We start from the raw sequence: 21,033 nt of genomic DNA, 5'->3' as shown, positions 1-21,033 counted from the left end.
CATGGCGCCCCCTGCTGCCCCGCTGACCTTTCTGTGGCACGACTACGAAACCTTCGGCGCCGACCCGCGCCGTGACCGCCCGGCCCAGTTCGCGGCGATCCGCACCGATGCCGAGTTCAACGAGGTCGGTGAGCCGGTGGAGTGGTTCTGCAAGCCCGCCGACGACTATCTGCCCCATCCCCAGGCCTGCCTGATTACCGGAATCACGCCTCAGCAGGCGCGCCGCCGAGGCCTGCCCGAAGCGGAGTTTGCCGGACGCATCGAGGAGTTGATGAGCGCGCCAGGTACCTGCGTGCTGGGCTACAACAGCCTGCGTTTCGACGACGAGGTGACCCGCCACCTTTTCTATCGCAATCTGATCGACCCCTATGCGCGCGAGTGGCAGAACGGCAATTCCCGCTGGGATCTGATCGACGTGGTGCGGGCCTTCCATGCCCTGCGCCCGTCAGGTATCGAGTGGCCGAGCCGGGAGGATGGCGCGCCGAGTTTTCGCCTCGAGGACTTGACCGCGGCCAATGGCATCGCCCACGTGGGCGCCCATGATGCCCTGGCCGATGTGCGCGCGACAATTGCTCTGGCGAAGCGGCTGAAAGAGGCAAACCCTCGGCTCTTCGAGTATCTGCTGGGGCTTCGCGGCAAGCGTTCGGTGGCCCGGCTGCTCGACGTGCCGGGGCGCAAGCCGGTGCTGCACATCTCTCGCCGCTATCCGGCCAGCCGCGGCTGCGCCGCCCTCGTGGTGCCGTTGGCTGAGCATCCCACCAACCCCAACGGAGTCATCGTCTACGATCTCTCGATGGACCCGACCCCGCTCTTCGACCTCTCCGCCGAGCAAATCCGCCAGCGCGTCTTCGTCAGCAACGATGACCTGGCCGAGGGCGAGGAGCGTATCCCCCTCAAGGTCATTCACATCAACAAGTGCCCGGTGCTTTTTCCGGCCAGTGCGCTTAAGGACGTGGAGGGCCCACGCCAGGGCGAATACGGGGAAATCGTCACCCGGCTGGGGCTTGATGTGGTGGCCTGCCGCGAGCACTGGAAACGCCTCGCTGCTCACCCCGAAGTGGCTGCCCGGGTGAGCGAGGTGTTCGCCGCCCCGCCGCCTGCGGGCCCCGAGGACCCCGACCTGATGCTCTACGCCGGCGGTTTCTTCTCGCCGGCGGACCGCCAGCAGATGCAGCGCGTGCGTGACAGCGATCCCTGGGATCTGGTGGGGGCGCGTTTCGCCTTCCAGGACCCGCGCCTGGAGGAGATGCTGTTCCGCTTCCGGGCGCGCAGCTATCCCGAAACCCTGGAGGGCGAGGAGCTGGCCCAGTGGGAGGCCTATCGCTGGGCGCGCATGAACGACTCGTCGGTGGCCGGCCTTACCCTCAAGGGTTTCGCCCGGGAGATAGAGCGGCTCAATCAGGTGGCGCTGAGCGACCGCGACCGCCAGGTGCTCGAGGAGCTGGTGATGCATGTGGAGGCGATCATGCCGCCCCAGGCCTTCGACTGATCCTTTTTTGATGCCCGCAATGACAGCGCCCGGCCATCTTGGCCGGGCGCTGCGTTCTCACCTTGCGACTTACGCATTACCCCTTATTCTTCGACCTCCGGGAGCGGCTCCAGATGCTGGGTCAGCGCCAGCACGTCGTCTGGCTCGTTTCCCGGGTCGTAGGCGACACGGGCCACCGCCGTTTCGCGAAGGTTTGGCCACAGCTCGCGCAGATCATCGGCGTCGACCGCCAGCGCCTGCTCGGCGAGCCGCTCGCGGCGGTCAAACTCGGTGTCGCCGAAGGACATGGCCTGCCATAACCGGCCGGCGCGCCCGGCGAGGCTGGTGTCGCGCTGGATCAGGCTGTCGTGCACTGCCTGGCGATAGGGGGCCAGGGTTTCGTCGTCCAGCGCGGCCAACGTAGTTTCGAAGTCGTCGAGGAAGGCATCAATGCGTGCATCGATCGCCGCGCTCTCGGTTTCCGGTGATTGCACCAGCAGCGCCAGCCCCGGGGCGTCCAGCATCGGGGAGTAGCCGGCGTTAACCACGTACCCGAGCTGCTCCTCGGTGCGCAGACGCTGGTAGAAGGGGGTGTCGATCAGCTGGCCGAGGACCGCCAGACGAGCCTGGCTGGCCAGTGAACGGTCGGGGCCCTGCAGATAGCGCAGCACCACCGACTCCTCGCGGCTGGTGTGGGGCGTAAGACTAGGCAGATCGGCGTCGGCCCTCAGCGGCGTGAGGTCGGGAATGGCGGATGCTTCGAGGGTCGGAGCAAGTGCCTTGGCGACTTGGCGTCCCAGGGCCTCGGCCTCGTCGTCTGTCAGATTGCCCACGGCCATGGCCTCCAGGCGCAGCTCGGTCGTAAGGGCGTCGCGATAGTCGCGCAGGTCATCCGCGTTGAGCTCACGGCTCGCCTCCAGCAGGGCGGCGCTGGGCCACTGAGGGCGCACCAGGGCCTCGGCCAGGGTACGGCCGGCCTGACGGTGCAGTGCCGCCTGGGGCGCGTTGCGCCACTCTCGCTGCAGGCGATAGCGCACACGTTCGACGCTAGCTTCGCTTATATCGCCGACCTGCAACTGATTCAGCACCCGCTCTATCATTCGCTCCTGCCGGTCGCGCCAGCCGGAGAACGACAGGGTGATGCCGCGGGCGTGGGCATAGGCCTCGAAGTGCTGCCCGGCCAGGCGTGCCGGATAGAAGGCCTCGTTGAGGCTGTCGTCCAGCCAGCCGGCCAGCAGTCGCGCCAGGGCGGCATCCCGGGCGGAGCTGGCCGCCTCCGGGTGCTGCAGGCTGAATCGCCACTCCACCTTGGGAGTGTTGAAGGTAGCGTCTGCCATGTGCCACAGGTCGAAGGCGGGCGCTTCCACCAGACGCCGAGGCCGTTCGTCCTGAACGTCACGCAGAGTGAGGTCTTCGGCGATGAAGGGGTTGGGGTCGGGCAGAGCCAGGCCTGCCAGTGCGTTGGCCTCGCCGCTGACTTCCTGGCGCTTGTCTTCAGCCCTGTCTTCAGCCCTGTCTTCCACCCAGGGGGTATGGAACCAGGGTGAGGTGATGTCGCCTTCAACGTCGGGGGCGCTGTAGAGGCGAATCAGGTTGTCGGGGGTGAGGGCGTCGAGGTAGACCGCGCTGCGCTCCGGCGCGAAACCGTCCATGCGATAGGCGGCATACTGCACATCCTCTACCGGGAAGCGCGACAGATTCATGGACAGCCGCATGGCCTCCTGGCGGGGCGCGCCGTGCTGCTGAAAGCGAAACTGCTGTTCGGCGAGCCTGGCCTTCTCGTCGTAGCGCCATGCCTCGAGCCCCCCTGCGCGAAGCTGTTCGATGGCGGCGAAGAGAGTGGCCTCGATGGCGTCGCGCGCTTTGGCGCCGTCCGGAGTCAGGCTGATGTTGACGCTAAACAGGGCGTGGTGGCCGTCACCGCGGGAAACGCCGGCGGAGAGCCCATCGGCCCAGCCGGCTTCGCGCAGCACCGCGAGCAGGCTGCCTTCGCCTTCGTGGCCCAGCAGGTGCGCCACGAGGTCGGCGGGCTTGTGGCGATACTCGGCAATGGGGTCGGGGATCGGGAAGAGCAGGCGCAGGTGGCGGCTGTCGCGCACTGACTGCAGCGCGACGCGCTGGGGCTGCGCCTCCTCCAGCGCCAGCGGGGCGGTGATCCTGGGGGCTTCTAGCCCGCGGTCGGCGATGCCGGTGAATCGTTCGGCGACCAGGGTCTCGAGTTCATCCAGCGGCTGCGGTGCCACCAGCGTCAGGTGCATGACGTTGGCGTCGTAGTAGCGCTGGTAGAAGTCGATCACCCGCTCGCGCAGGCTGGGCTCGCCCTCGGGGCGGTCGGCCAGAGTCTCGCGGCTGCCCACGGAGAAGCTGTTGGTGGGATTCTCCGGGTTGAGCAGGGCGTTGAGCACGTCGTTTTCGCGGCGGCCATCATCGCGGATGCGCGCCATGTATTCCGAGTGCACGATGTTGCGCTCACTCTCCAGTCGGTCCGCGTTGAACAGCGGCGAGATGAAGAACTGGCTGAAGCGATCCAGGGCGCCTTCCAGGGCGTCGGGGTCGATGTCGAAAAAATAGTTGGTGTCCTGGGGGGCGGTGAAGGCGTTGTGGCTACCGCCGCGGCGAGAAATATAGCCCTGGTAGGCATCGGCCTCCGGGAAGGGCTCGGTGCCCAGGAACAGCATGTGCTCCAGGAAGTGGGCCAGGCCGGCGAGGTCCTCCGGGTCCTGGGCGCTGCCCACTGAAACGTTCATTGAGGCGGCGGCCTTGTCGGCATCGGGGTCGCTGACCAGCAGGGCGGTGAGGCCGTTTTCCAGGGTCAGCACCCGATAGTCGCGGCTGTCATGGGGGCTGACCAGCGGCGAGACCACCTCGGCGATGGCGCCCGCTTCCGGGTGGCGTTCGGCCACGGCGGGGCCGGTGATCAGCAGCGCCGCGGCAGCAGCCAGGCTGCAGCATCGAGCAGTCGGGGTAAGGGACATCGTCTCTCCTGTGGATCTAGGCATCGTGGCTCGGCGCGTCATGACGGGGGTGCATCGCAACGGCGTCAGTCGGGCTGGCGCAGCATGGGTCCGACCGGATGAGCGCAGGCGGCGTCCTGGTGCGCGGGATTGTTCACACGTCTTGATACCGGGAATGCGCCCAACAGTTCCAACGGGGCGGAAATGAGCAGGGCGCGAATCTGTTCCAGCGGCGTCTCCGGGTCGAGCCAGCGACGAGCCTGGGCGGGATCGATTACCGCCGGCAGACGGTCGGTGAGCGGCGCCAGCAGGCGATTGGTCGGCACGGTGATCAACGCCAGGGAGTCGGTATGCTCGGCCAGGCTGGTGTGAAAGCGGCACCACAGCCCCGCCAGCAGAAGCGGTCCGCGATCGACTCGAGTGATCAGGAAGGGCTGTTTGAAGCGAGGCTGGGCCTTCCAGGCATAGACGCCGCTGGCCGGAACCAGGCAGCGCCTCACCTGGAAGGCCTCGCGAAACATCGGGCGTGACTCCAGCGATTCGGCTCGAGCGCAGTGGGGCGCGTGGTCAAGCACTTCCAGCCAGGGCGGGGTTAGCCCCCAGAACAATCGGCTCAGGCGCGGACGTCCTGCCTCCAGGCGAATGGCCGAGAGCATATGGCGCGGGGCCATGTTGGCACTGGTCATCAGGGGGGCGTCGACGGTCAGTTCCGGCAGCAGGCGCGCAAGGTCGAAGGGGGCAATATGCAGTCTTCCGGCCATGGTCGCTCCGCAGGGGATAGGTCGTTCAGGGTAACCAAGGGGAGGGGTGGAGGAAAGGGCAGAGCGCATGCTGGGGCATAAGACTGCAGGGAAAAGCGGTACGCAGAGAGGCGGGTATCGAAAACAGTGTTCGAAATGCGCTATCCTTGGTGGCCGGGACGGTGCGATTTAGCGGCTGTCCCGCCTACCCAACCGCCCGTTCGAGGCTCGCGAGGAAATAATGGCCCGTCCCAGACAGCATGCACCCGAGGAGCTCCATGCTCAGGTCATGGCGGCTTGCGATGCCTGGCTGCAGGAGAATCCGGTGCATACCCTCTCCCTGCGCGCCCTGGCTCGGGAGGTGGGTTGCGCTCCCAGTACCCTGCTCAAGCTCTATGGCAGCTTCAACAACCTGCTGCAGCACGTCAACATCGAGACCCTGGCGCATCTGCGTGAAGTGATCGAGCCGTTGACCAGCGAGGCTACCCCGAAACAGAGGCTCAGCGCCCTGGCGCGGGCCTATTGGCAGTTCGCCCAGCGTGATGCCTACCGCTGGCAGCTGCTGTTCGACTATCCCCTGGCCCAGGAAGGCGAGTTGGATCAGCGCCAGAGCGACATGATCGAGGGACTCTTCCTCCGGGTGGAGGCGACTTTGAAAGAGTATCAGCCGGCGCTGGACGACCTGGAGGCACGACGCCTGGCGCGCACCCTGTGGGGTAGCGTCCACGGTCTGGTGCTGCTTGGGCTCAACGAGCGACTTGGCTACTGGCAGGGCCAGCAGCTAGAGGTCGGAGAACTTCTTGACCAACTTCTCTGCACCATCCTGGCGGGCCTCGAGGTGAGGCCCGCCACAACGTGATCTCATCGGCGTGGGGAGTGGTGGCCTGGGTCGGGCTCGCTGGCCTAAGTCTGGCGCTGGCCTGGTGGGTGGTGAGCCGTCCACGACGGGTCGTGCGCTACCTGATCTACCTGGGTGTGCGTCTCATCTATCGGCTTCGTCTGCGTGGCGCAGAGCATATCCCCGCCCACGGTGCGGCCCTGGTGGTCTGCAACCACGTCAGCTTCATGGATGCCCTGGTCATCGGCGGCGCCAGCCGCCGGCCGCTGCGATTTCTGATGGACAAGCCGATCTATGATTCGCCCTGGCTCAACTGGCTGTTCCGCCTGGTGGGGGCTATCCCCGTGGAGTCTGAGCGGCACGACCCGGGCAACGTGCGCCGTGCCCTTCTCGAGGTGAGTCGCGCGCTGCGCGAGGGCGAAGTGGTGATGCTCTTCCCCGAGGGGCGTCTGACGCCGGACGGCGAGATCCATCCCTTCCGGCGCGGTCTGGAGCTGATCCTGGCACGCGACCCGGTGCCGGTGATTCCGGTGGGTCTCTCCGGCCTGTGGGGTTCCTGGACCTCTCACTGCCATGCCCCGGCCCTGAGCGGCCGTCCGCGGCGGTTCCGCGCCCGGGTGGCGCTGCACTTCGGCGAGCAGCTCTCTCCAGAACGGGCAGGTCGGGCGGAGCTGGAGTGGCGGGTGAGGGAACTCAAGCTCGAGGCCGACGGCTGGGCCGAACCGGCGGCGGTAGAGGCGCTGGAGCGCCTCTGATCCCGCGCCGCCCTCACCGCCGGCGCGGGGCCTGCCAACAGCGCGCAGCGGTCACCAGATTGTCGCGCACCTCGAGGATTTCCATGCGCACGTTGCTCACCTGCAGGCAGGCGGGACCATCGGGAAAGGCCTCCAGATGCTCCAGTATCAGGCCATTGAGGGTCTTGGGGCCGTCAGTGGGCAGCTGCCAGCCGAGAGCCTTGTTGATGTCGCGAATGGTGGCGGTACCCTCGATCAGTTGGCTGCCGTCCTCCTGGCGATGGATATCCTGTTCCATGCCCGCCACGTCAGTGGTGAACTCGCCAACGATCTCCTCGAGGATATCCTCCAGGGTCACAAGCCCCTCCACGTCACCGTATTCGTCCACCACGATGCCGATGCGCCGTTTCTGCTTCTGAAAGTTGAGCAGCTGGGTGTGAAGCTGCGTGGATTCCGGAATGAAGTAGGGCTCGCGGGCTTCCTGGACGATGGCCGCCTTGGTGACCTCGGCGCGGGAGAGGAAGCGCGCCGCGTTGCGCAGATGCAGCATGCCGACGATGTTGTTGATATCGCCCTTGTAGATCGGCAAGCGGGTGTGCTGGCTGGTGCGAATCTGGGTCAGGATCTCTTCCAGGTCGTCATCAAGATCAATGCCCATGACCTCATGGCGCGGCACCATGATGTCGTTCACGGTGACATTTTCGAGGTCGAGGATCGACAGCAGCATGGCCTGGTGGCGCTGGGGAATCAGGGTGCCTGCTTCGTGCACCACGGTGCGCAGCTCGTCGCGAGTCAGGTTGTCGGCGCCACCGTCGATGCTCTTCACGCCCATCAGGCGCAGCAGGCCGTTGGAGATGGCATTGACCAGCCACACCAGCGGGTAGAGCAGCTTGAGCAGCGGTTCCAGGACCCGAGAGGCAGGAAAGGCAATGCGCTCGGGCTTCACCGCCGCATAGGTCTTGGGTGTGACCTCGGCGAAGATCAGCACGGTGATGGTCAACAGCGCCGTGGATACCGCAGGACCGGTGACTTCACCGAAGAAGTGGATGGCGATGATGGTGGCGATGGAGGCCGCCAGGTTGTTGACGAAGTTGTTGCCAATCAGTATCACACCGATCAGGCGGTCTGGTCTGGCCAGTAGCCGTGCCACGCGCTGCGCTCGAGGCTCGCCGCTGTTGGCCAGATGGCTCAGCCGGTAGCGGTTGATCGACATCATGCCGGTCTCGGAACTGGAGAAGAAGGCGGAGAGGCAGATGAGCAGGAACAGCAGGCCGAATAGCAATCCCAGCGGGAAGTCGTCGCTCAAGTCGAAGGGTCCTCATTGGCGTGTCAAGCACGATTTGACGGGAGAGGAGCGCGCGCTGTCAAGGCGCCCGGCGTGGCCTCAGCCGCGGCCCAGCAGCACTTCAAGCACGAACTTGCTGCCGAAGTAAGCCACCAGAAGCACGCCGCAGCCGCCTAGGGTCCAGCGCACCGCTCGCATGCCCCGCCAGCCCAGCCGGTGGTGGCTGAACAGTAGCACCGAGAAGATCACCCAGGCCGCCAGGGAGAGGATGGTCTTGTGGGCCAGGTGCTGGGCGAACATGCTGTCGAGGAACAGAAAGCCGCTAAGGATCGACAGGGTAAGCAGTCCCACGCCGACCCAGATCAGCTCGAAGAGCACTCGCTCCATGGTGGTGAGCGGCGGCAGCGCCTGGACCAGCCCACGAATATGGTGCTGGCGCAGTGCGCGGTTCTGCAGGCCCAGCAGCACCGCCTGAACGGCGGCAATGGCCAGCACGGCGAAGGCCAGCAGCGAGCTGAGGGCGTGCAGGGCGATGCCGGGGGTCAGCCCCTCGACGCGTTCGGGGCTCGGGAGCCCCGCCGCCAGCAGCAGCGCCAGACCGGCCAGCGGCAGGATACCCACTGCGGCATTGAGTATCGGCTTGAACAGGCTGGCCAGCAGCAGCACCGCAACCACGCCGGCGCTGATCAGGATCACGCTGGTCGAGAGGCCGGGCAGCACCGGCTCGTCGTGACCGAACAGGCCGATGGCCAGCGGCACGTGGCAGAGCAGCCCCAGCAGAGCCATGCCGCGTACCAGCAACGGCTGCGGTGCGGCCCTGCGGAGCAGAACCAGGCCCTGCCAGGAGGCGGCGGCCAGATAGAGTAGGAAGGCCAGGAAGGCCAGGGAGAGCGCCTGCATCGATTGCGTTCCGTGCGCCTGTGGAATGAATGACGTGAGAGTTAATGGCGTTGAGCTACTATACCCAATCCCTTGGGCAGCGCACAGCGCGGCAGATGCGTCACCCTGCCGCCATAGCCAAAGTCTCGGCATGGAGCAGGTGGGCATAGCGCATGGAGACTGGCGGCCACAGCGCGTATAATCGTCGCCACTTTCGGGCCGTCACCTCTGGAGAGGCCAATGTTTCAGAATCTCAGCGATCGTCTTTCGCAGACGCTCAAGTCGATCAAGGGTCAGGCGCGCCTGACCGAAGAGAATATTAAGGATACCCTGCGTGAGGTTCGCCGGGCGCTGCTCGAGGCCGATGTCGCCCTGCCAGTGGTCAAGGACTTCATAGAAAGGGTGCGCGAGCGAGCGGTGGGCCAGGAGGTTTCCAAGAGCCTCTCGCCGGGCCAGCAATTCGTCAAGATCGTCCAGCAGGAACTCGAGGCGACCATGGGCGAGGCCAATGAGGGGCTGACCCTAAAGGGCTCCCCTGCGGTGGTGCTGATGGCCGGCCTCCAGGGCGCAGGTAAGACCACCTCCGTGGCCAAGCTGGCGCTCTATCTCAAGCAGCGCGAGAAAAAGAAGGTGCTGGTGGTCTCCGCCGACGTCTATCGTCCGGCGGCCATCGATCAGCTCGAGACCCTGGCCGCCGAGGTGGGCGTCGATTTCTTTCCGTCGCGCTCGGATCAGAAGCCCGTCGACATCGCCGAGGCGGCGATCAAGCATGCCAAGATTCAGTTCCACGATGTGCTGATCGTGGATACCGCCGGTCGCCTGGCCATCGACGAGGCGATGATGGGCGAGATCAAGGCGCTGCATCAGGCCGTCTCGCCCCAGGAGACGCTGTTCGTCGTCGACGCCATGACCGGCCAGGACGCGGCGAATACCGCCAAGGCCTTCCATGAGGCGCTGCCGCTGACCGGCGTGATCCTCACCAAGGCCGACGGCGACGCCCGCGGCGGTGCGGCGCTGTCGGTGCGCCATGTGACCGGCAAGCCGATCAAGTTCATGGGCATGGGCGAGAAGGTCGACGCCCTGGAGCCCTTCCACCCCGATCGCGTCGCTTCGCGGATCCTCGGCATGGGCGACATGCTGTCGCTGATCGAGGAGGCCGAGCGTACCGTCGACAAGAGCAAAGCGGAGCAGCTGGCCAGGAAGGTCAAGAAGGGCCAGGGCTTCGACCTCGAGGACTTCCGCGATCAGCTCCAGCAGCTCAAGAAGATGGGTGGCATGGGGGGGCTACTGGGCAAGCTGCCCGGCATGGGCCAGATGGCCGAGATGGCTCAGGGCCCAGGCCCCGAGAAGGAGTTTGGCAAGCTCGAGGCGCTGATCAATTCCATGACCCCTCATGAGCGCCGGCGCCCCGAGATCATCAATGGCTCACGCAAGCGCCGCATCGCCACCGGCGCCGGCCTGCAGGTGCCGGACCTCAATCGTCTGCTCAAGCAGCACAAGCAGATGCAAAAAATGATGAAGAAGGCCGGCAAGAAGGGTGGCATGCAGAACATGATGCGCGGCATGTCCGGCATGATGGGCGGCGGGGGCCCTGGTGGCCCCGGCGGCATGGGGGGAATGGGTGGCCCCGGCGGGTTGCCCAGGCGCTGAGCCCGAAAAAGGTTCCCAATCGAGGCTGTATTCCGTAGAATACTGCCTCTTCACTGGCAGGTCCGCGAACGTCGCGGTCGTTGTCGTGACCGAATCCAACACAACCGAAGGACTGAATAGGCCATGGTTACCATTCGTCTGGCTCGTGGTGGCGCCAAGAAGCGTCCCTTCTACCACTTGACCGTTACCGATTCCCGCAATTCCCGCGACGGTCGCTTTATCGAGCGCCTCGGCTTTTTCAACCCGATCGCTCGCGGTCAGGAAGAGCGCCTCCGCGTCGATCTCGAGCGCATTGCTCACTGGCAGGGCCAGGGCGCCATGCTCTCCGACCGCGTTGCCGAACTGGTCAAGGAAGCTCGCAAGCAGGCTTGAGCCTGACTTGCTGCCTTCCTCTGACGTTCGAGAAGACGTTCGAGAGACGTTCGAGAGACGTTCGAGCAAGAACACCGAGGTCGTCGATGAGCGAACACACCAATGTGAAGCCCGCTGACGATCACGTGGTGCTGGGTAAGTTGACCAGCCCATTTGGCGTCAAGGGCTGGCTCAAGGTGTATTCCTACACCAGTCCCATGGAGGGCATCCTCGATTACCCCGAGTGGATGTTGAGGTTTGGCGAAAGCCTGGAGCGCCGACGTCTGCTGCAAGGGCGTCGCCACGGCAAGGGGCTGGTCGCGCAGTTCGAGGGGTGTGATACCCGCGAAGACGCCGAGGCGCTGGCAGGTGCAGACATTCTGCTGGCCAAGTCAGAGCTGCCCGAGCTCGACGCCGGAGAGCTCTACTGGCACCAGTTGGAAGGCCTGAGGGTCGTGACCCGCGAAGGCGCTGTGCTGGGACGTATCGATCACCTGTTCGAAACCGGCGCCAACGACGTTATGGTCGTCAAGGGTGTACTGGACGCCGAGGCCATCGACGCCGCGGAGCGGCTGCTGCCTTATCTGCCCGAGAAGGTGATTCTCGACGTGGATCTCGAGGGCGGTATCATGACCGTCGAGTGGGATCCCGAATTCTGATGGTCGAGGGCTCGGATGAGCAAGCGGCGATGTGGATCGGTGTCGTCTCCCTGTTTCCCGAGATGTTCGAGGCGATTACCCGTCACGGCGTTACCGGGAGAGCGGTAGAGAAGCGGCGGATTGCGCTGGAGTTCTGGAACCCTCGCGACTACGCTGCCGACCGGCATCGTACCGTGGACGACCGCCCTTACGGCGGCGGCCCCGGAATGCTGATGAAGGTCGAAACCCTGCGCGCGGCGATACATGCGGCCCGCGAGCGAGCCGAGCAGGCCACCGGTCAGCGTCCCAAGGTGATCTACCTGTCGCCCCAGGGGCGTCGGCTCGACCAGGCCGGCGTAAAGGAGTTGGCGTCGGGCCCACCTCTGGTAGTGGTGGCCGGACGCTATGAAGGCATCGATGAGCGCGTGGTAGAAGCGGACATCGATGAGGAATGGTCGATCGGTGACTATGTGCTGAGTGGCGGCGAGTTGCCGGCCATGGTCTTGATCGATGCCGCGGCAAGGCTGATACCCGGGGTGCTGGGTCATCAGGATTCCGCGGTCGAGGACTCGTTCAACGACGGGCTGCTAGACTGCCCGCACTATACCCGTCCGGAGGAAATCGACGAACGGTGTGTGCCGGAGGTCCTGCTCAGCGGCAACCACGGCGCTATCAGGCGCTGGCGGTTGAAGCAGTCCCTGGGGCGCACCTGGTTGCGTCGCCCCGACCTGCTCGAAGGCAGGATGCTGAGCAAGGAACAGCGTCAGCTGTTGGCCGAGTTCATCGAAGAACACGCCCTGCCTAACAGCGGTTCAGGGCGGAGGTGCAGGACGCGAGACGCTGAGGGCTGATCCTTCGGGAAATCTCTGTCGCGGACCTGCGTCACCCATTATCTCCCGCGCTCTCGAGCTCACTCGGGCGCCGGGATCACGATTCATCGGCCATCCCAGCCGACAGATGAATCAGGTTATCAAGGAGTCAGTTGTCATGAGCAGCAAGAGCAAAGTGATCCAGGCGCTCGAAACCGAGCAGATGAGCAAGGAAATCCCGCCCTTCGCGCCCGGCGACACCGTCATCGTCCAGGTCAAGGTCAAGGAAGGCACTCGCGAGCGTCTTCAGGCCTTCGAAGGCGTGGTGATCGGCAAGCGTAATCGCGGTCTCAACTCCGCCTTCACCGTGCGCAAGATCTCCCACGGCGTCGGCGTCGAGCGTACCTTCCAGACCTACAGCCCGCTGGTCGACTCCATCAGCGTCAAGCGCCGCGGCGATGTGCGCCAGGCCAAGCTGTACTACCTCCGCGAGCGTAGCGGCAGGTCTGCCCGCATCAAGGAAAAGCTGGCCTGAGGCTCCGCCTCAGCCGCCGTTGGGCCGGGCATTGACCGGCCCTTCGAGACCCCGTCACCGCCATCGCGGGGCGGGGTTTCTTGCCATCTGGGCCAGGTACCCCGACAGGCCTTCCCGACAAGGTCACTTGAATCGCCATGAATACGCTCGATGACAGCGCCCGCATCGATGCTTTCCTCGACGCCCTGTGGCTCGAGCAGGGCGTCAGTGAACACACCCTGTCGGCCTATCGGCGGGATCTCTCGGCCTGGGTGAGGCGTCTGGCCGAGTGCGGCGAGACGCTACTCGCGTCCTCTCCGACCGCCCTGCCGACCTGGCTCGATGAGCGCCGCACGGCGGGCTATCGACTCACCAGCAACGCCCGGCTGCTCTCGAGCCTGCGGCGTTTCTACCGCTGGGCCCTGGAGTCGGGGCTCGTCGAGCGCGATCCACTGGCCGAGGTGCGGCTGCCTCGGGTGCGCCCGGCCCTGCCGGATACCCTGGAAGAGGCCGAGGTGGAGCGACTGATCGCCGCTCCCGATGTCGCCACCGATCTGGGCCTGCGTGACCGGGCGATGCTCGAAGTGCTATATGGGGCGGGGCTGCGGGTCTCCGAGCTGGTCGGCCTGACCACCGATGCGGTCAACTTGCGCCAAGGCGTGGTGCGAGTCCGCGGCAAGGGCGACAAGGATCGCCTGGTGCCGCTGGGTGAGGAGGCGATAGAGTGGCTGTCACGCTATCTTCGAGGGTCTCGTGGCGGGCTGATGCGCGACGCCACCCGGCCGGCGCTATTTCCGGGACGGCATGACAGATCCATGACTCGCCAGGCTTTCTGGTACCGTATCAAGGCGCACGCGCGCACGGCAGGGATCGAGCGTCCGCTGTCTCCGCACACCCTGCGTCACGCCTTTGCGACCCATCTGTTGAATCATGGGGCCAACCTGCGTGTCGTACAGCTGCTGCTGGGTCACAGCGACCTCTCGACGACGCAGATCTATACCCATGTGGCGCAGGCGCGCCTCGAGCGCCTGCACGCCGACCATCATCCCAGAGGCTGAATGATGAATATCTCTATCCGGACCCTGCTCGGCGGCCTCTTGGCCACCACCCTTGCCGCTCCGTTGTTGGCACAGGCCGATGCGTCTGAACGATTGGCCGAGCGGCTGGCGGTCAATGGACAATCAATGCCGGTGCAAAGCGTGAGCGAGACGCCCGTGGCGGGCTTGTTCGCAGTGCGCCTGGAAACAGGCGAACGCTTCTACAGTGACGAGGAGGGGCGCCACTTCCTGGTCGGCGACCTCTACGAGAACGGCGACCAGGGACTGGTCAACTTGACCGAGCAGGGGCGCAATGGCGAGCGCGCTGAACGCCTCGCCGAGGTGCCCGAGGCCGAGCGTGTGATCTTCCGCGGCGCCGGTGAGAGCCTCGCCACGGTGGTGGTCTTCACCGACACGACCTGTCCCTACTGCCGCCAGTTCCACGAAGAGGTGCCACGACTCAACGAGATGGGCATCGAGGTGCACTACCTGGCGTTTCCGCGCACCGGCATGAACGCTCAGGGCGCTCGCACCATGCAGCAGATCTGGTGCGACGCCAATCCCAGTGAGGCAATGAGCGCCGCTAAGCGCCAGGAGCCACTTTCCGGGGCCGCCGATTGCGACAATCCGGTCGAGGCACAGTATCATCTGGGCCTGGAACTCGGCGTTCAGGGCACCCCGGCCATCGTGATGCCGGATGGTCGCCTGGTACCCGGCTATGTGCCGGCGGAACGCCTGGCCGCCATGCTCGGCATCGAAGACTGAGTGCCGGCGAGCCATACACGATAGACACCACGCCAGAACACAAAGAAACAGACGAGCAGGAGCGAGACATTGAAACCGGTGAGAGTAGGAATCTGTGGGCTGGGTACCGTCGGCGGCGGTACCTTCAACGTGCTGACACGCAACGCAGACGATATTGCCCGGCGTGCGGGCCGCCCGATCGTCATCGAGCAGGTGGCCTATCGCACGCCCAACCCCGAGTGCGACCTCACCGGTATTCAGACCACCGCGGATGTCTTCGAGGTGGCCACCAATCCTGATATCGATGTGCTGGTGGAACTGATCGGCGGCTATGACGTGGCCCGGGAACTGGTGCTTACCGCGATCCAGAATGGCAAGCACGTGGTGACCGCCAACAAGGCGCTGATCGCCGTGCATGGCAATGAGATCTTTGCGGCGGCCCACGAGGCGGGCGTGATCGTGGCTTTCGAGGCGGCGGTGGCCGGGGGTATCCCGGTGATCAAGTCGCTGCGTGAGGGCCTGGGTGCCAACCGCATCGAGTGGGTGGCCGGCATCATCAACGGTACCGGCAACTACATACTCACCCACATGCGTGACGAGGGCCGCGCCTTCGAGGACGTGCTGGCGGAGGCCCAGGCCCTGGGGTATGCGGAAGCCGATCCCACCTTCGACGTCGAGGGGATCGACGCCGCTCACAAGCTGACCATTCTTGCCTCCATCGCCTACGGCGTGCCGCTGCAGTTCGACAAGGCTTTCACCGAGGGAATTTCTCGGGTGACCTCCGAGGATGTGGAGCAGGCAGATAACCTGGGATACGTGATCAAGCATCTGGGCATCTCCAAGCGCACCGAACAGGGCCTGGAACTCCGCGTACACCCGACGCTGATCCCCAAGGAGCGGCTGCTGGCCAATGTGCATGGCGTCAAGAACGCCATTGCCATCATGGGCGACGCGGTCGGGCCGACGCTCTACTACGGCGCCGGCGCCGGCGCCGAGCCCACCGCCTCGTCGGTGGTGGCCGACATTCTCGATGTGGCCCGGGACATCTCCACCGACCACCACTACCGAGTGCCCTACCTGGCCTTCAGCGGCATCAGCGAGGACGTCAGCCAGCTGCCGATCATGCCCATGGAGGAGATCATCTCCGCCTACTACCTGCGACTGCTGGCGGTGGATCGGCCCGGCGTGCTGGCACGGGTGGCCACCATCCTTGCCGAACAGGGCATCTCCATCGAGGCGCTGATCCAGAAGGAGGCAACCGAGGGCGAACTGGTGCCGATCATCCTGATGACCCACCGCACGGTCGAGAAGCAGATGAACGAGGCGATCCGACAGATCGAGGCCATGGCCGATATCGCCGGTGCGGTGATGCGGATCCGCGTCGAATCTCTGGATGAGCAGGAATAAATCATGCGCTATATCAGCACTCGCGGGCAGGCGCCCGCGCTTTCCTTCGAGGAGGTCGTGCTCACCGGCATGGCCAGCGATGGCGGTCTCTATGTCCCGGAAACCGTGCCTCAGCTATCCACCGATGACCTGGCCGCCATGGCGGGCCTCTCCTATGCCGAGATCGCCTTTCGCGTCATGCAGCCCTTCGTCAATGGCGAGATCGACGATGAGACGTTTCGCCTGCTCGTGACGGAGGCCTATGCCACCTTCAGCCACGATGCAGTGGTGCCGCTCAACCAGCTCGATGCCAACCATTTCCTGCTCGAGCTGTTCCACGGCCCGACTCTGGCTTTCAAGGACGTCGCCCTGCAACTGCTGGGTCGGCTGCTCGATCACTTCCTGAAGAAGCGCGGCGAGCGCGCGGTGATCATGGGCGCCACCTCCGGCGATACCGGCTCGGCGGCCATCGAAGGCTGTCGCCACTGCGACAACCTCGATATCTTCATTCTCCACCCCTACCAGCGGGTCTCGGAGGTTCAGCGTCGCCAGATGACCTCGGTGCTGGCCGACAATGTGTTCAACGTCGCCATCGAGGGCAACTTCGATGACGCCCAGGCCATGGTCAAGGCAAGCTTCGCCGACCAGTCGTTCCTCAACGGTACCCGGCTGGTGGCGGTGAACTCCATCAACTGGGCGCGCATCATGGCCCAGATCGTCTACTACGTGGCTTCTGCCGTGGCGCTGGGTTCACCGCACCGCAAGGTGAGCTTCTGCGTGCCCTCGGCCAACTTCGGCAACGTCTTTGCCGGCTACATGGCCTATCGCATGGGCCTGCCGGTGGAACGCTTCGTGATCGCCACCAACGCCAACGACATCCTGCACCGCACCCTGACCGCCAACGATTTCTCCAAGCAGGAGCTCAAGGCGACGCTGGCCCCCTCCATGGACATCGTGGTGTCTTCCAACTTCGAGCGGCTGCTGTTCGAGGCTTACGGCCGCGATGGCACCGCCGTGGCCGCGCTGCTCGAGCGCTTCCAGGATGAGCCGGCCGCTCTGGCCGATGCGCCCCTGGCTCAGCTGCGCAAGCTTTTCGCCAGCCACAGCGTGGACGACGCCACTCTGCTCGAGGTGATCCGCGAGGCGCACCACCGCACCCACGAGATTCTCGACCCCCACACCGCCACCGGCTATCGCGCCGCCGAGCGCGAGCGGGGCGACGCGAGCGTACCGATGATCACCCTGGCCACCGCCCACCCGGCCAAGTTCGCCGAGGCGGTGGTCAAGGCGGGATTCCCGGGCGTGCCGCTGCCGCCGCACATGGACGACCTGCTGGAGCGCGACGAGCGCTATACGGTGCTGCCCGCCGAACTTTCCGCCGTGCAGCAGTTCGTGGCCGAGAACCGGCGCTAGTGGTGGGCGGTTTGAACGCCGTCATCGACCCCATCGAACTGAGCGAGCGCCTGAAGCCGCGGATTCTCCCGCGGCCAAGGGACGCGGCGCTCTATGCAAGGGCCCAGCGCGAGGGGCTCTCGGAACTCCAGGCGCGGGTGCTGGCCGGGCGCCTGGCGGGCTATCATGGGGAACTGGCGCCGCTGGTGACGCCCAGCCTGCGCCACCTGGCCCACCCCGCGCGGTTGGCCGATGGCCGCCGCGCGGCCGAGCGCATCGCCCAGGCAGTGGTCGACGGCGAACATATCGGCATCCTCACCGACTACGACGTGGACGGCATTACCTCCCACGTGGTGATTCGACGAACCCTGCATGAGCTGTTTGGGGTGCCGGAGTCGAAGCTGCATAGCCTGATCGGCCACCGTATCCATGACGGCTATGGCATCAGCCTGCCGCTGGTGGAGCGCGCCCTGGCCCTCTCGCCACGTCCTAGCCTGGTGATCACCGCCGACTGCGGCAGCTCCGATGAGCCGCGCATCGCGCGCCTGGTTGCCCAGGGCATTGAGGTAGTGGTCAGCGACCATCACGCCCTGCCGGTGGAGGGGCCGCCACCCTCGGCCCACGCCGTGGTCAACCCGACCCGAGACGATTGCGACTACCCCGACCCCACTATCGCCGGCTGCATGGTGGCTTGGCTTGTGATGTCGCTGGCACGTGGCGTGCTGATCGAGTGGGGCGTTCTGCCCCAGGCGACGCCCAAGCTTTCCCCCTGGCTCTCCTATGTGGCGCTGGGCACGGTGGCGGACTGCGTCTCGCTGGGGAGAAGTCCCGCCAACCGAGCGGTGGTGACCCACGGCCTGGCCCTGATCAACCGTATGGAAGCCGCCTGCTGGCGGGCCATGGCCGAGCGCCTGGGTGCCGACAGCGTGCCCTTCGACGCCGAGACCCTGGGCTTCCAGATGGGGCCGCGAATCAACGCTCGTTCCCGCCTCGACGACCCCTATGCGGCCCTGCATTTTATGCTCGCGGTGGATGACGCCACGGCGTCACGGCATCTGGATACGCTGGATCAGGACAACCAGTCCCGCAAGGCCATCGAGGCCGATATGGCGGAAGAGGCCAGGGCCCTGGCGCTGCCGGCGCTCTCGGCGAACGAGCCGGCCGTGGTGGTCTTTCTCGAGAGCGGTCACCCCGGCGTTCAGGGCATCGTCGCCTCACGGCTGGTGCAGGCCTATGGGCGTCCGGCGCTGGTGCTGACCCCGGCCGTCGCGCCGGGCATGCTGACCGGTTCAGGACGCTCCATCGAGGGACTGCACCTGCGCGATGCCCTGCAGCGCACCTTCGAGCTGGCGCCTGAGGCTCTGCCGCGCTTCGGCGGCCATAGCGGTGCGGCCGGCGTCGGCGTGCCCGCTGAGCGACTCGGGGCCTTCAAGGCGGCCTTCCTGCAGGCGGTAGACGAACAGCTCGGTGGTGCCGAGCTCTTCCCGAAGATCCTGACCGACGGCGACCTGGCCGAACACCAGCTGAGCCTTGAAACCCTGGCTGAGCTGCAAACGCTGGGCCCCTATGGCCGTGAGTTCGAGGCGCCGCTGTTTCAGGGTGATTTTGTGGTAGAGGCCCTGCGCCCGGTGGGTGCCGACGGCACCCACCTGATGCTGGAGCTCTCCCTAGGGGCGACGAATCACCGTGCCATCTGGTTCCGGGCCCTGACCCCCGGTGAGATGCCCGCGTTCGGCGTTGGCGATCCGTTGCGCTGCGCCTTCAAGCTCAACCGCAATCGCTGGAGAGGACGCGAGTCGCTGCAGCTGATGGTCGAGTACGCCCACCCCGGATAAGGACGTCACCATGGACCCTCAGGAGCTGCCCACCGACCCCCATCGCCACTATGAAGATGTGATGGCGATGCTGATCGGTACGCTTTTCGTAGCGCTGGGCGTGACGCTCTATACCGAGGCCTTGCTGCTTACCGGTAGCACCGCTGGCTTGGCTTTCCTGCTTCAGTACGCCAGCGGCTGGCCGTTCGGCGTCTGGTTTTTCCTGATCAATCTGCCGTTCTACTGGCTGGCCATCCGTCGGATGGGCTGGTCGTTCACTCTGCGAACCTTCGCCGCCATTGGGCTGGTGTCGCTGTTCTCCGAGCTGACAGGCCGCTGGGTCCATATCGATGGCGTGGCTCCGATCTACGCCTCGCTGATGGGAGGCTGCCTGATCGGCATCGGCATGCTGATCCTGTTTCGTCATCGTGCCAGTCTCGGCGGGGTCAATATCCTGGTGCTCTACCTGCAGGATCGCCACGGCTGGCGCGCCGGCTATGTGCAGCTGGGCATCGATGGCGTCATTATGCTGGTGGCGCTGGCCCTGCTGCCGATGGACCGAGTGGGGCTCTCGGTGCTGGGTGCCGTGGCGCTCAACCTGATCATCGCGCTCAATCACAAGCCCGGGCGCTACATGGGCGTCAGCTGAGCCTGTCTGCAAGCAAGTGAGAGGAGGCGGTTCACCGCATGGCAGCAAGTGAATTCCTAGTCGTGGGCGGTGGTGTCATCGGCATGATGACGACGCTGCAACTGGCCGATGCGGGCCACTCGGTCACCCTGATCGAGCGTGGTCGTTGCGGTCAGGAGGCTTCCTGGGCGGGCGGTGGCATCGTGTCACCGCTCTATCCCTGGCGCTATGGTACGGCTGTCTCGCGGCTCTCAAGCTGGTCGGAAGGGTTCTATCCCGAGCTGGCGCAGCGCCTGCGTGAAGAGGCCGGCGTCGATCCGGAGTATCGCCAGCGGGGCCTGCTCTATCTGCGTGTGGATGAAGAGTCCCGCGCGCTGAGCTGGGCCCGAGAGCAGGGCAAACGGCTCGAGCGCGTCGATGCCGACTTTCTCTATGCCCGGGAACCCGAGGCAGCGCCTGGTTTCAGCGAGGCGCTGTGGATGCCGATGCTGGGCAGCATTCGCAATCCGCGGCTGGTGCGATCGCTGAGGACGCGGTTGGAGGCGATGCCCTCGGTGACTCTGCGCGAGGGGGTCGAGGTGACAGGGTTCAAGATGGCCGGCGCGCGCGCGGTGGCGGTGCAGACACGCACCGGGCCGGTTGCCGGCGACCAGCTGATCGTCTGCGGCGGCGCCTGGGCGGCGGGCCTGCTGGAGACGGTGGGGGTTTCCCTGCCGGTGCGCCCGGTGAAGGGACAGATGATCCTGTTCCGAGCGCCACAGGGGCTGGTGCAGCGCGTGGTGCTGATGGACGGCCGCTACGTCATACCCCGGGCAGACGGCCGGGTGCTGGCCGGCTCCACCCTGGAGGAGTGCGGTTTCGATAAGAGGACAGACGTCCAAGCTCGGGATTCGCTGTGGGCAAGCGCCACGGCGATTATTCCGGCTCTGGCCGACTGCGAGGTGGAGCACCACTGGGCGGGGCTTCGCCCGGGCTCGCCGGGCGGGGTCCCCTTCATCGGTGCGGTACCGGGAATCGACAATCTCTATGTCAACGCCGGGCACTACCGCAACGGTCTTGTGCTGGCGCCGGCCTCGACGCGGCTGCTGGTGGATCTGCTGCTGGGCCGCGAGCCGATTCTCGACCCGGCACCTTATGCCCTGAATGGCCGCTTGTCGGTGGCCGGGTAGAAG

The 21,033-nt window shown here is 65.6% G+C and carries 19 protein-coding genes; 15 read left to right on the top strand and 4 right to left on the bottom strand.

Going from position 1 to position 21,033, the window contains the following annotated elements; translation table 11 throughout:
• Position 1: 1 nt before the first annotated feature.
• Entirely contained in the window at positions 2-1,489 is a 1,488-nt protein-coding gene (gene sbcB, locus ACFODV_RS00160) for an exodeoxyribonuclease I (protein WP_379752811.1), read from the top strand.
• 83 nt (positions 1,490-1,572) lie between these two features.
• Here sbcB and ACFODV_RS00155 read toward each other — a convergent pair whose 3' ends face one another.
• Complete coding sequence (locus tag ACFODV_RS00155; protein WP_379752808.1) at positions 1,573-4,443, bottom strand: insulinase family protein; 2,871 nt, start codon at positions 4,441-4,443, stop codon at positions 1,573-1,575.
• Positions 4,444-4,508: 65 nt separating this feature from the next.
• On the bottom strand, positions 4,509-5,183 hold the full coding sequence (locus ACFODV_RS00150) for an SOS response-associated peptidase (RefSeq protein ID WP_379752805.1): 675 nt from the start codon (positions 5,181-5,183) through the stop codon (positions 4,509-4,511).
• A 220-nt stretch (positions 5,184-5,403) separates the two neighbouring features.
• Here ACFODV_RS00150 and ACFODV_RS00145 point away from each other — a divergent pair, with 220 nt between their 5' ends.
• Positions 5,404-6,021 (top strand): TetR/AcrR family transcriptional regulator, encoded by a 618-nt coding sequence (locus ACFODV_RS00145; protein ID WP_379752802.1) that lies wholly within the window; start codon positions 5,404-5,406, stop codon positions 6,019-6,021.
• 71 nt (positions 6,022-6,092) lie between these two features.
• On the top strand, positions 6,093-6,755 hold the full coding sequence (locus ACFODV_RS00140; protein WP_379752829.1) for a 1-acyl-sn-glycerol-3-phosphate acyltransferase: 663 nt from the start codon (positions 6,093-6,095) through the stop codon (positions 6,753-6,755).
• 13 nt (positions 6,756-6,768) lie between these two features.
• Here ACFODV_RS00140 and ACFODV_RS00135 read toward each other — a convergent pair whose 3' ends face one another.
• Both ACFODV_RS00135 and ACFODV_RS00130 read right to left on the bottom strand, forming a co-directional pair.
• The gene (locus tag ACFODV_RS00135) at positions 6,769-8,040 is read right to left on the bottom strand and encodes an HlyC/CorC family transporter (RefSeq protein ID WP_379752799.1); all 1,272 of its coding nucleotides are present in this window, start codon (positions 8,038-8,040) and stop codon (positions 6,769-6,771) included.
• A gap of 78 nt (positions 8,041-8,118) precedes the next feature.
• Positions 8,119-8,919 carry a cytochrome C assembly family protein gene (locus ACFODV_RS00130; RefSeq protein ID WP_379752796.1) on the bottom strand — a complete coding sequence of 267 codons (801 nt, stop codon included), beginning with the start codon at positions 8,917-8,919 and terminating at the stop codon, positions 8,119-8,121.
• Positions 8,920-9,138: 219 nt separating this feature from the next.
• On the opposite strand from ACFODV_RS00130, the gene ffh reads away from it, so the two are divergent.
• The 12 genes from ffh to thiO all read left to right on the top strand — a co-directional run bounded on the left by ffh (position 9,139) and on the right by thiO (position 21,030).
• On the top strand, positions 9,139-10,548 hold the full coding sequence (gene ffh, locus ACFODV_RS00125) for a signal recognition particle protein (RefSeq protein WP_379752793.1): 1,410 nt from the start codon (positions 9,139-9,141) through the stop codon (positions 10,546-10,548).
• A 123-nt stretch (positions 10,549-10,671) separates the two neighbouring features.
• A complete protein-coding gene (gene rpsP, locus ACFODV_RS00120; RefSeq protein ID WP_290788357.1) occupies positions 10,672-10,920 on the top strand; it encodes a 30S ribosomal protein S16 in 249 nt (82 codons plus the stop codon).
• Positions 10,921-11,006: 86 nt separating this feature from the next.
• Positions 11,007-11,558: a ribosome maturation factor RimM gene (gene rimM / locus ACFODV_RS00115; protein WP_379752790.1), complete on the top strand. Its 552-nt coding sequence runs from the start codon at positions 11,007-11,009 to the stop codon at positions 11,556-11,558.
• Positions 11,559-11,587: 29 nt separating this feature from the next.
• A complete protein-coding gene (trmD, locus tag ACFODV_RS00110; RefSeq protein ID WP_379752826.1) occupies positions 11,588-12,388 on the top strand; it encodes a tRNA (guanosine(37)-N1)-methyltransferase TrmD in 801 nt (266 codons plus the stop codon).
• A 136-nt stretch (positions 12,389-12,524) separates the two neighbouring features.
• Positions 12,525-12,881 (top strand): 50S ribosomal protein L19, encoded by a 357-nt coding sequence (gene rplS / locus ACFODV_RS00105; RefSeq protein ID WP_290788351.1) that lies wholly within the window; start codon positions 12,525-12,527, stop codon positions 12,879-12,881.
• A gap of 137 nt (positions 12,882-13,018) precedes the next feature.
• Positions 13,019-13,918, top strand: coding sequence for a site-specific tyrosine recombinase XerD (gene xerD, locus ACFODV_RS00100; RefSeq protein ID WP_379752786.1), 900 nt, complete (start codon positions 13,019-13,021; stop codon positions 13,916-13,918).
• Positions 13,919-13,921: 3 nt separating this feature from the next.
• Positions 13,922-14,662: a DsbC family protein gene (locus ACFODV_RS00095; protein WP_379752783.1), complete on the top strand. Its 741-nt coding sequence runs from the start codon at positions 13,922-13,924 to the stop codon at positions 14,660-14,662.
• 69 nt (positions 14,663-14,731) lie between these two features.
• Positions 14,732-16,048, top strand: coding sequence for a homoserine dehydrogenase (locus ACFODV_RS00090; protein ID WP_379752780.1), 1,317 nt, complete (start codon positions 14,732-14,734; stop codon positions 16,046-16,048).
• 3 nt (positions 16,049-16,051) lie between these two features.
• Positions 16,052-17,440 carry a threonine synthase gene (thrC, locus tag ACFODV_RS00085; RefSeq protein WP_379752778.1) on the top strand — a complete coding sequence of 463 codons (1,389 nt, stop codon included), beginning with the start codon at positions 16,052-16,054 and terminating at the stop codon, positions 17,438-17,440.
• Between the two features lie 11 nt (positions 17,441-17,451).
• Positions 17,452-19,254: a single-stranded-DNA-specific exonuclease RecJ gene (locus ACFODV_RS00080; protein ID WP_379752775.1), complete on the top strand. Its 1,803-nt coding sequence runs from the start codon at positions 17,452-17,454 to the stop codon at positions 19,252-19,254.
• Between the two features lie 10 nt (positions 19,255-19,264).
• Entirely contained in the window at positions 19,265-19,882 is a 618-nt protein-coding gene (locus ACFODV_RS00075; RefSeq protein WP_379752772.1) for a YitT family protein, read from the top strand.
• A 38-nt stretch (positions 19,883-19,920) separates the two neighbouring features.
• Positions 19,921-21,030, top strand: coding sequence for a glycine oxidase ThiO (gene thiO, locus ACFODV_RS00070; RefSeq protein WP_379752769.1), 1,110 nt, complete (start codon positions 19,921-19,923; stop codon positions 21,028-21,030).
• The last annotated feature ends 3 nt before the right edge of the window (positions 21,031-21,033 follow it).

Source organism: Halomonas tibetensis, from assembly GCF_042643535.1.
GTDB lineage: Bacteria > Pseudomonadota > Gammaproteobacteria > Pseudomonadales > Halomonadaceae > Halomonas > Halomonas tibetensis.
This window is presented reverse-complemented; position numbering and strand designations above follow the sequence as displayed.

What these genes read in the sequence shown, in the direction of transcription:
- sbcB (WP_379752811.1), top strand. Translation starts at nt 2, where the DNA reads ATGGCGCCCCCTGCTGCCCCGCTGACCTTTCTGTGGCACGACTACGAA.
- ACFODV_RS00155 (WP_379752808.1), bottom strand. Translation starts at nt 4,443, where the DNA reads ATGTCCCTTACCCCGACTGCTCGATGCTGCAGCCTGGCTGCTGCCGCG.
- ACFODV_RS00150 (WP_379752805.1), bottom strand. Translation starts at nt 5,183, where the DNA reads ATGGCCGGAAGACTGCATATTGCCCCCTTCGACCTTGCGCGCCTGCTG.
- ACFODV_RS00145 (WP_379752802.1), top strand. Translation starts at nt 5,404, where the DNA reads ATGGCCCGTCCCAGACAGCATGCACCCGAGGAGCTCCATGCTCAGGTC.
- ACFODV_RS00130 (WP_379752796.1), bottom strand. Translation starts at nt 8,919, where the DNA reads ATGCAGGCGCTCTCCCTGGCCTTCCTGGCCTTCCTACTCTATCTGGCC.
- ffh (WP_379752793.1), top strand. Translation starts at nt 9,139, where the DNA reads ATGTTTCAGAATCTCAGCGATCGTCTTTCGCAGACGCTCAAGTCGATC.
- rpsP (WP_290788357.1), top strand. Translation starts at nt 10,672, where the DNA reads ATGGTTACCATTCGTCTGGCTCGTGGTGGCGCCAAGAAGCGTCCCTTC.
- rimM (WP_379752790.1), top strand. Translation starts at nt 11,007, where the DNA reads ATGAGCGAACACACCAATGTGAAGCCCGCTGACGATCACGTGGTGCTG.
- trmD (WP_379752826.1), top strand. Translation starts at nt 11,588, where the DNA reads ATGTGGATCGGTGTCGTCTCCCTGTTTCCCGAGATGTTCGAGGCGATT.
- rplS (WP_290788351.1), top strand. Translation starts at nt 12,525, where the DNA reads ATGAGCAGCAAGAGCAAAGTGATCCAGGCGCTCGAAACCGAGCAGATG.
- xerD (WP_379752786.1), top strand. Translation starts at nt 13,019, where the DNA reads ATGAATACGCTCGATGACAGCGCCCGCATCGATGCTTTCCTCGACGCC.
- ACFODV_RS00095 (WP_379752783.1), top strand. Translation starts at nt 13,922, where the DNA reads ATGAATATCTCTATCCGGACCCTGCTCGGCGGCCTCTTGGCCACCACC.
- thrC (WP_379752778.1), top strand. Translation starts at nt 16,052, where the DNA reads ATGCGCTATATCAGCACTCGCGGGCAGGCGCCCGCGCTTTCCTTCGAG.
- ACFODV_RS00075 (WP_379752772.1), top strand. Translation starts at nt 19,265, where the DNA reads ATGGACCCTCAGGAGCTGCCCACCGACCCCCATCGCCACTATGAAGAT.
- thiO (WP_379752769.1), top strand. Translation starts at nt 19,921, where the DNA reads ATGGCAGCAAGTGAATTCCTAGTCGTGGGCGGTGGTGTCATCGGCATG.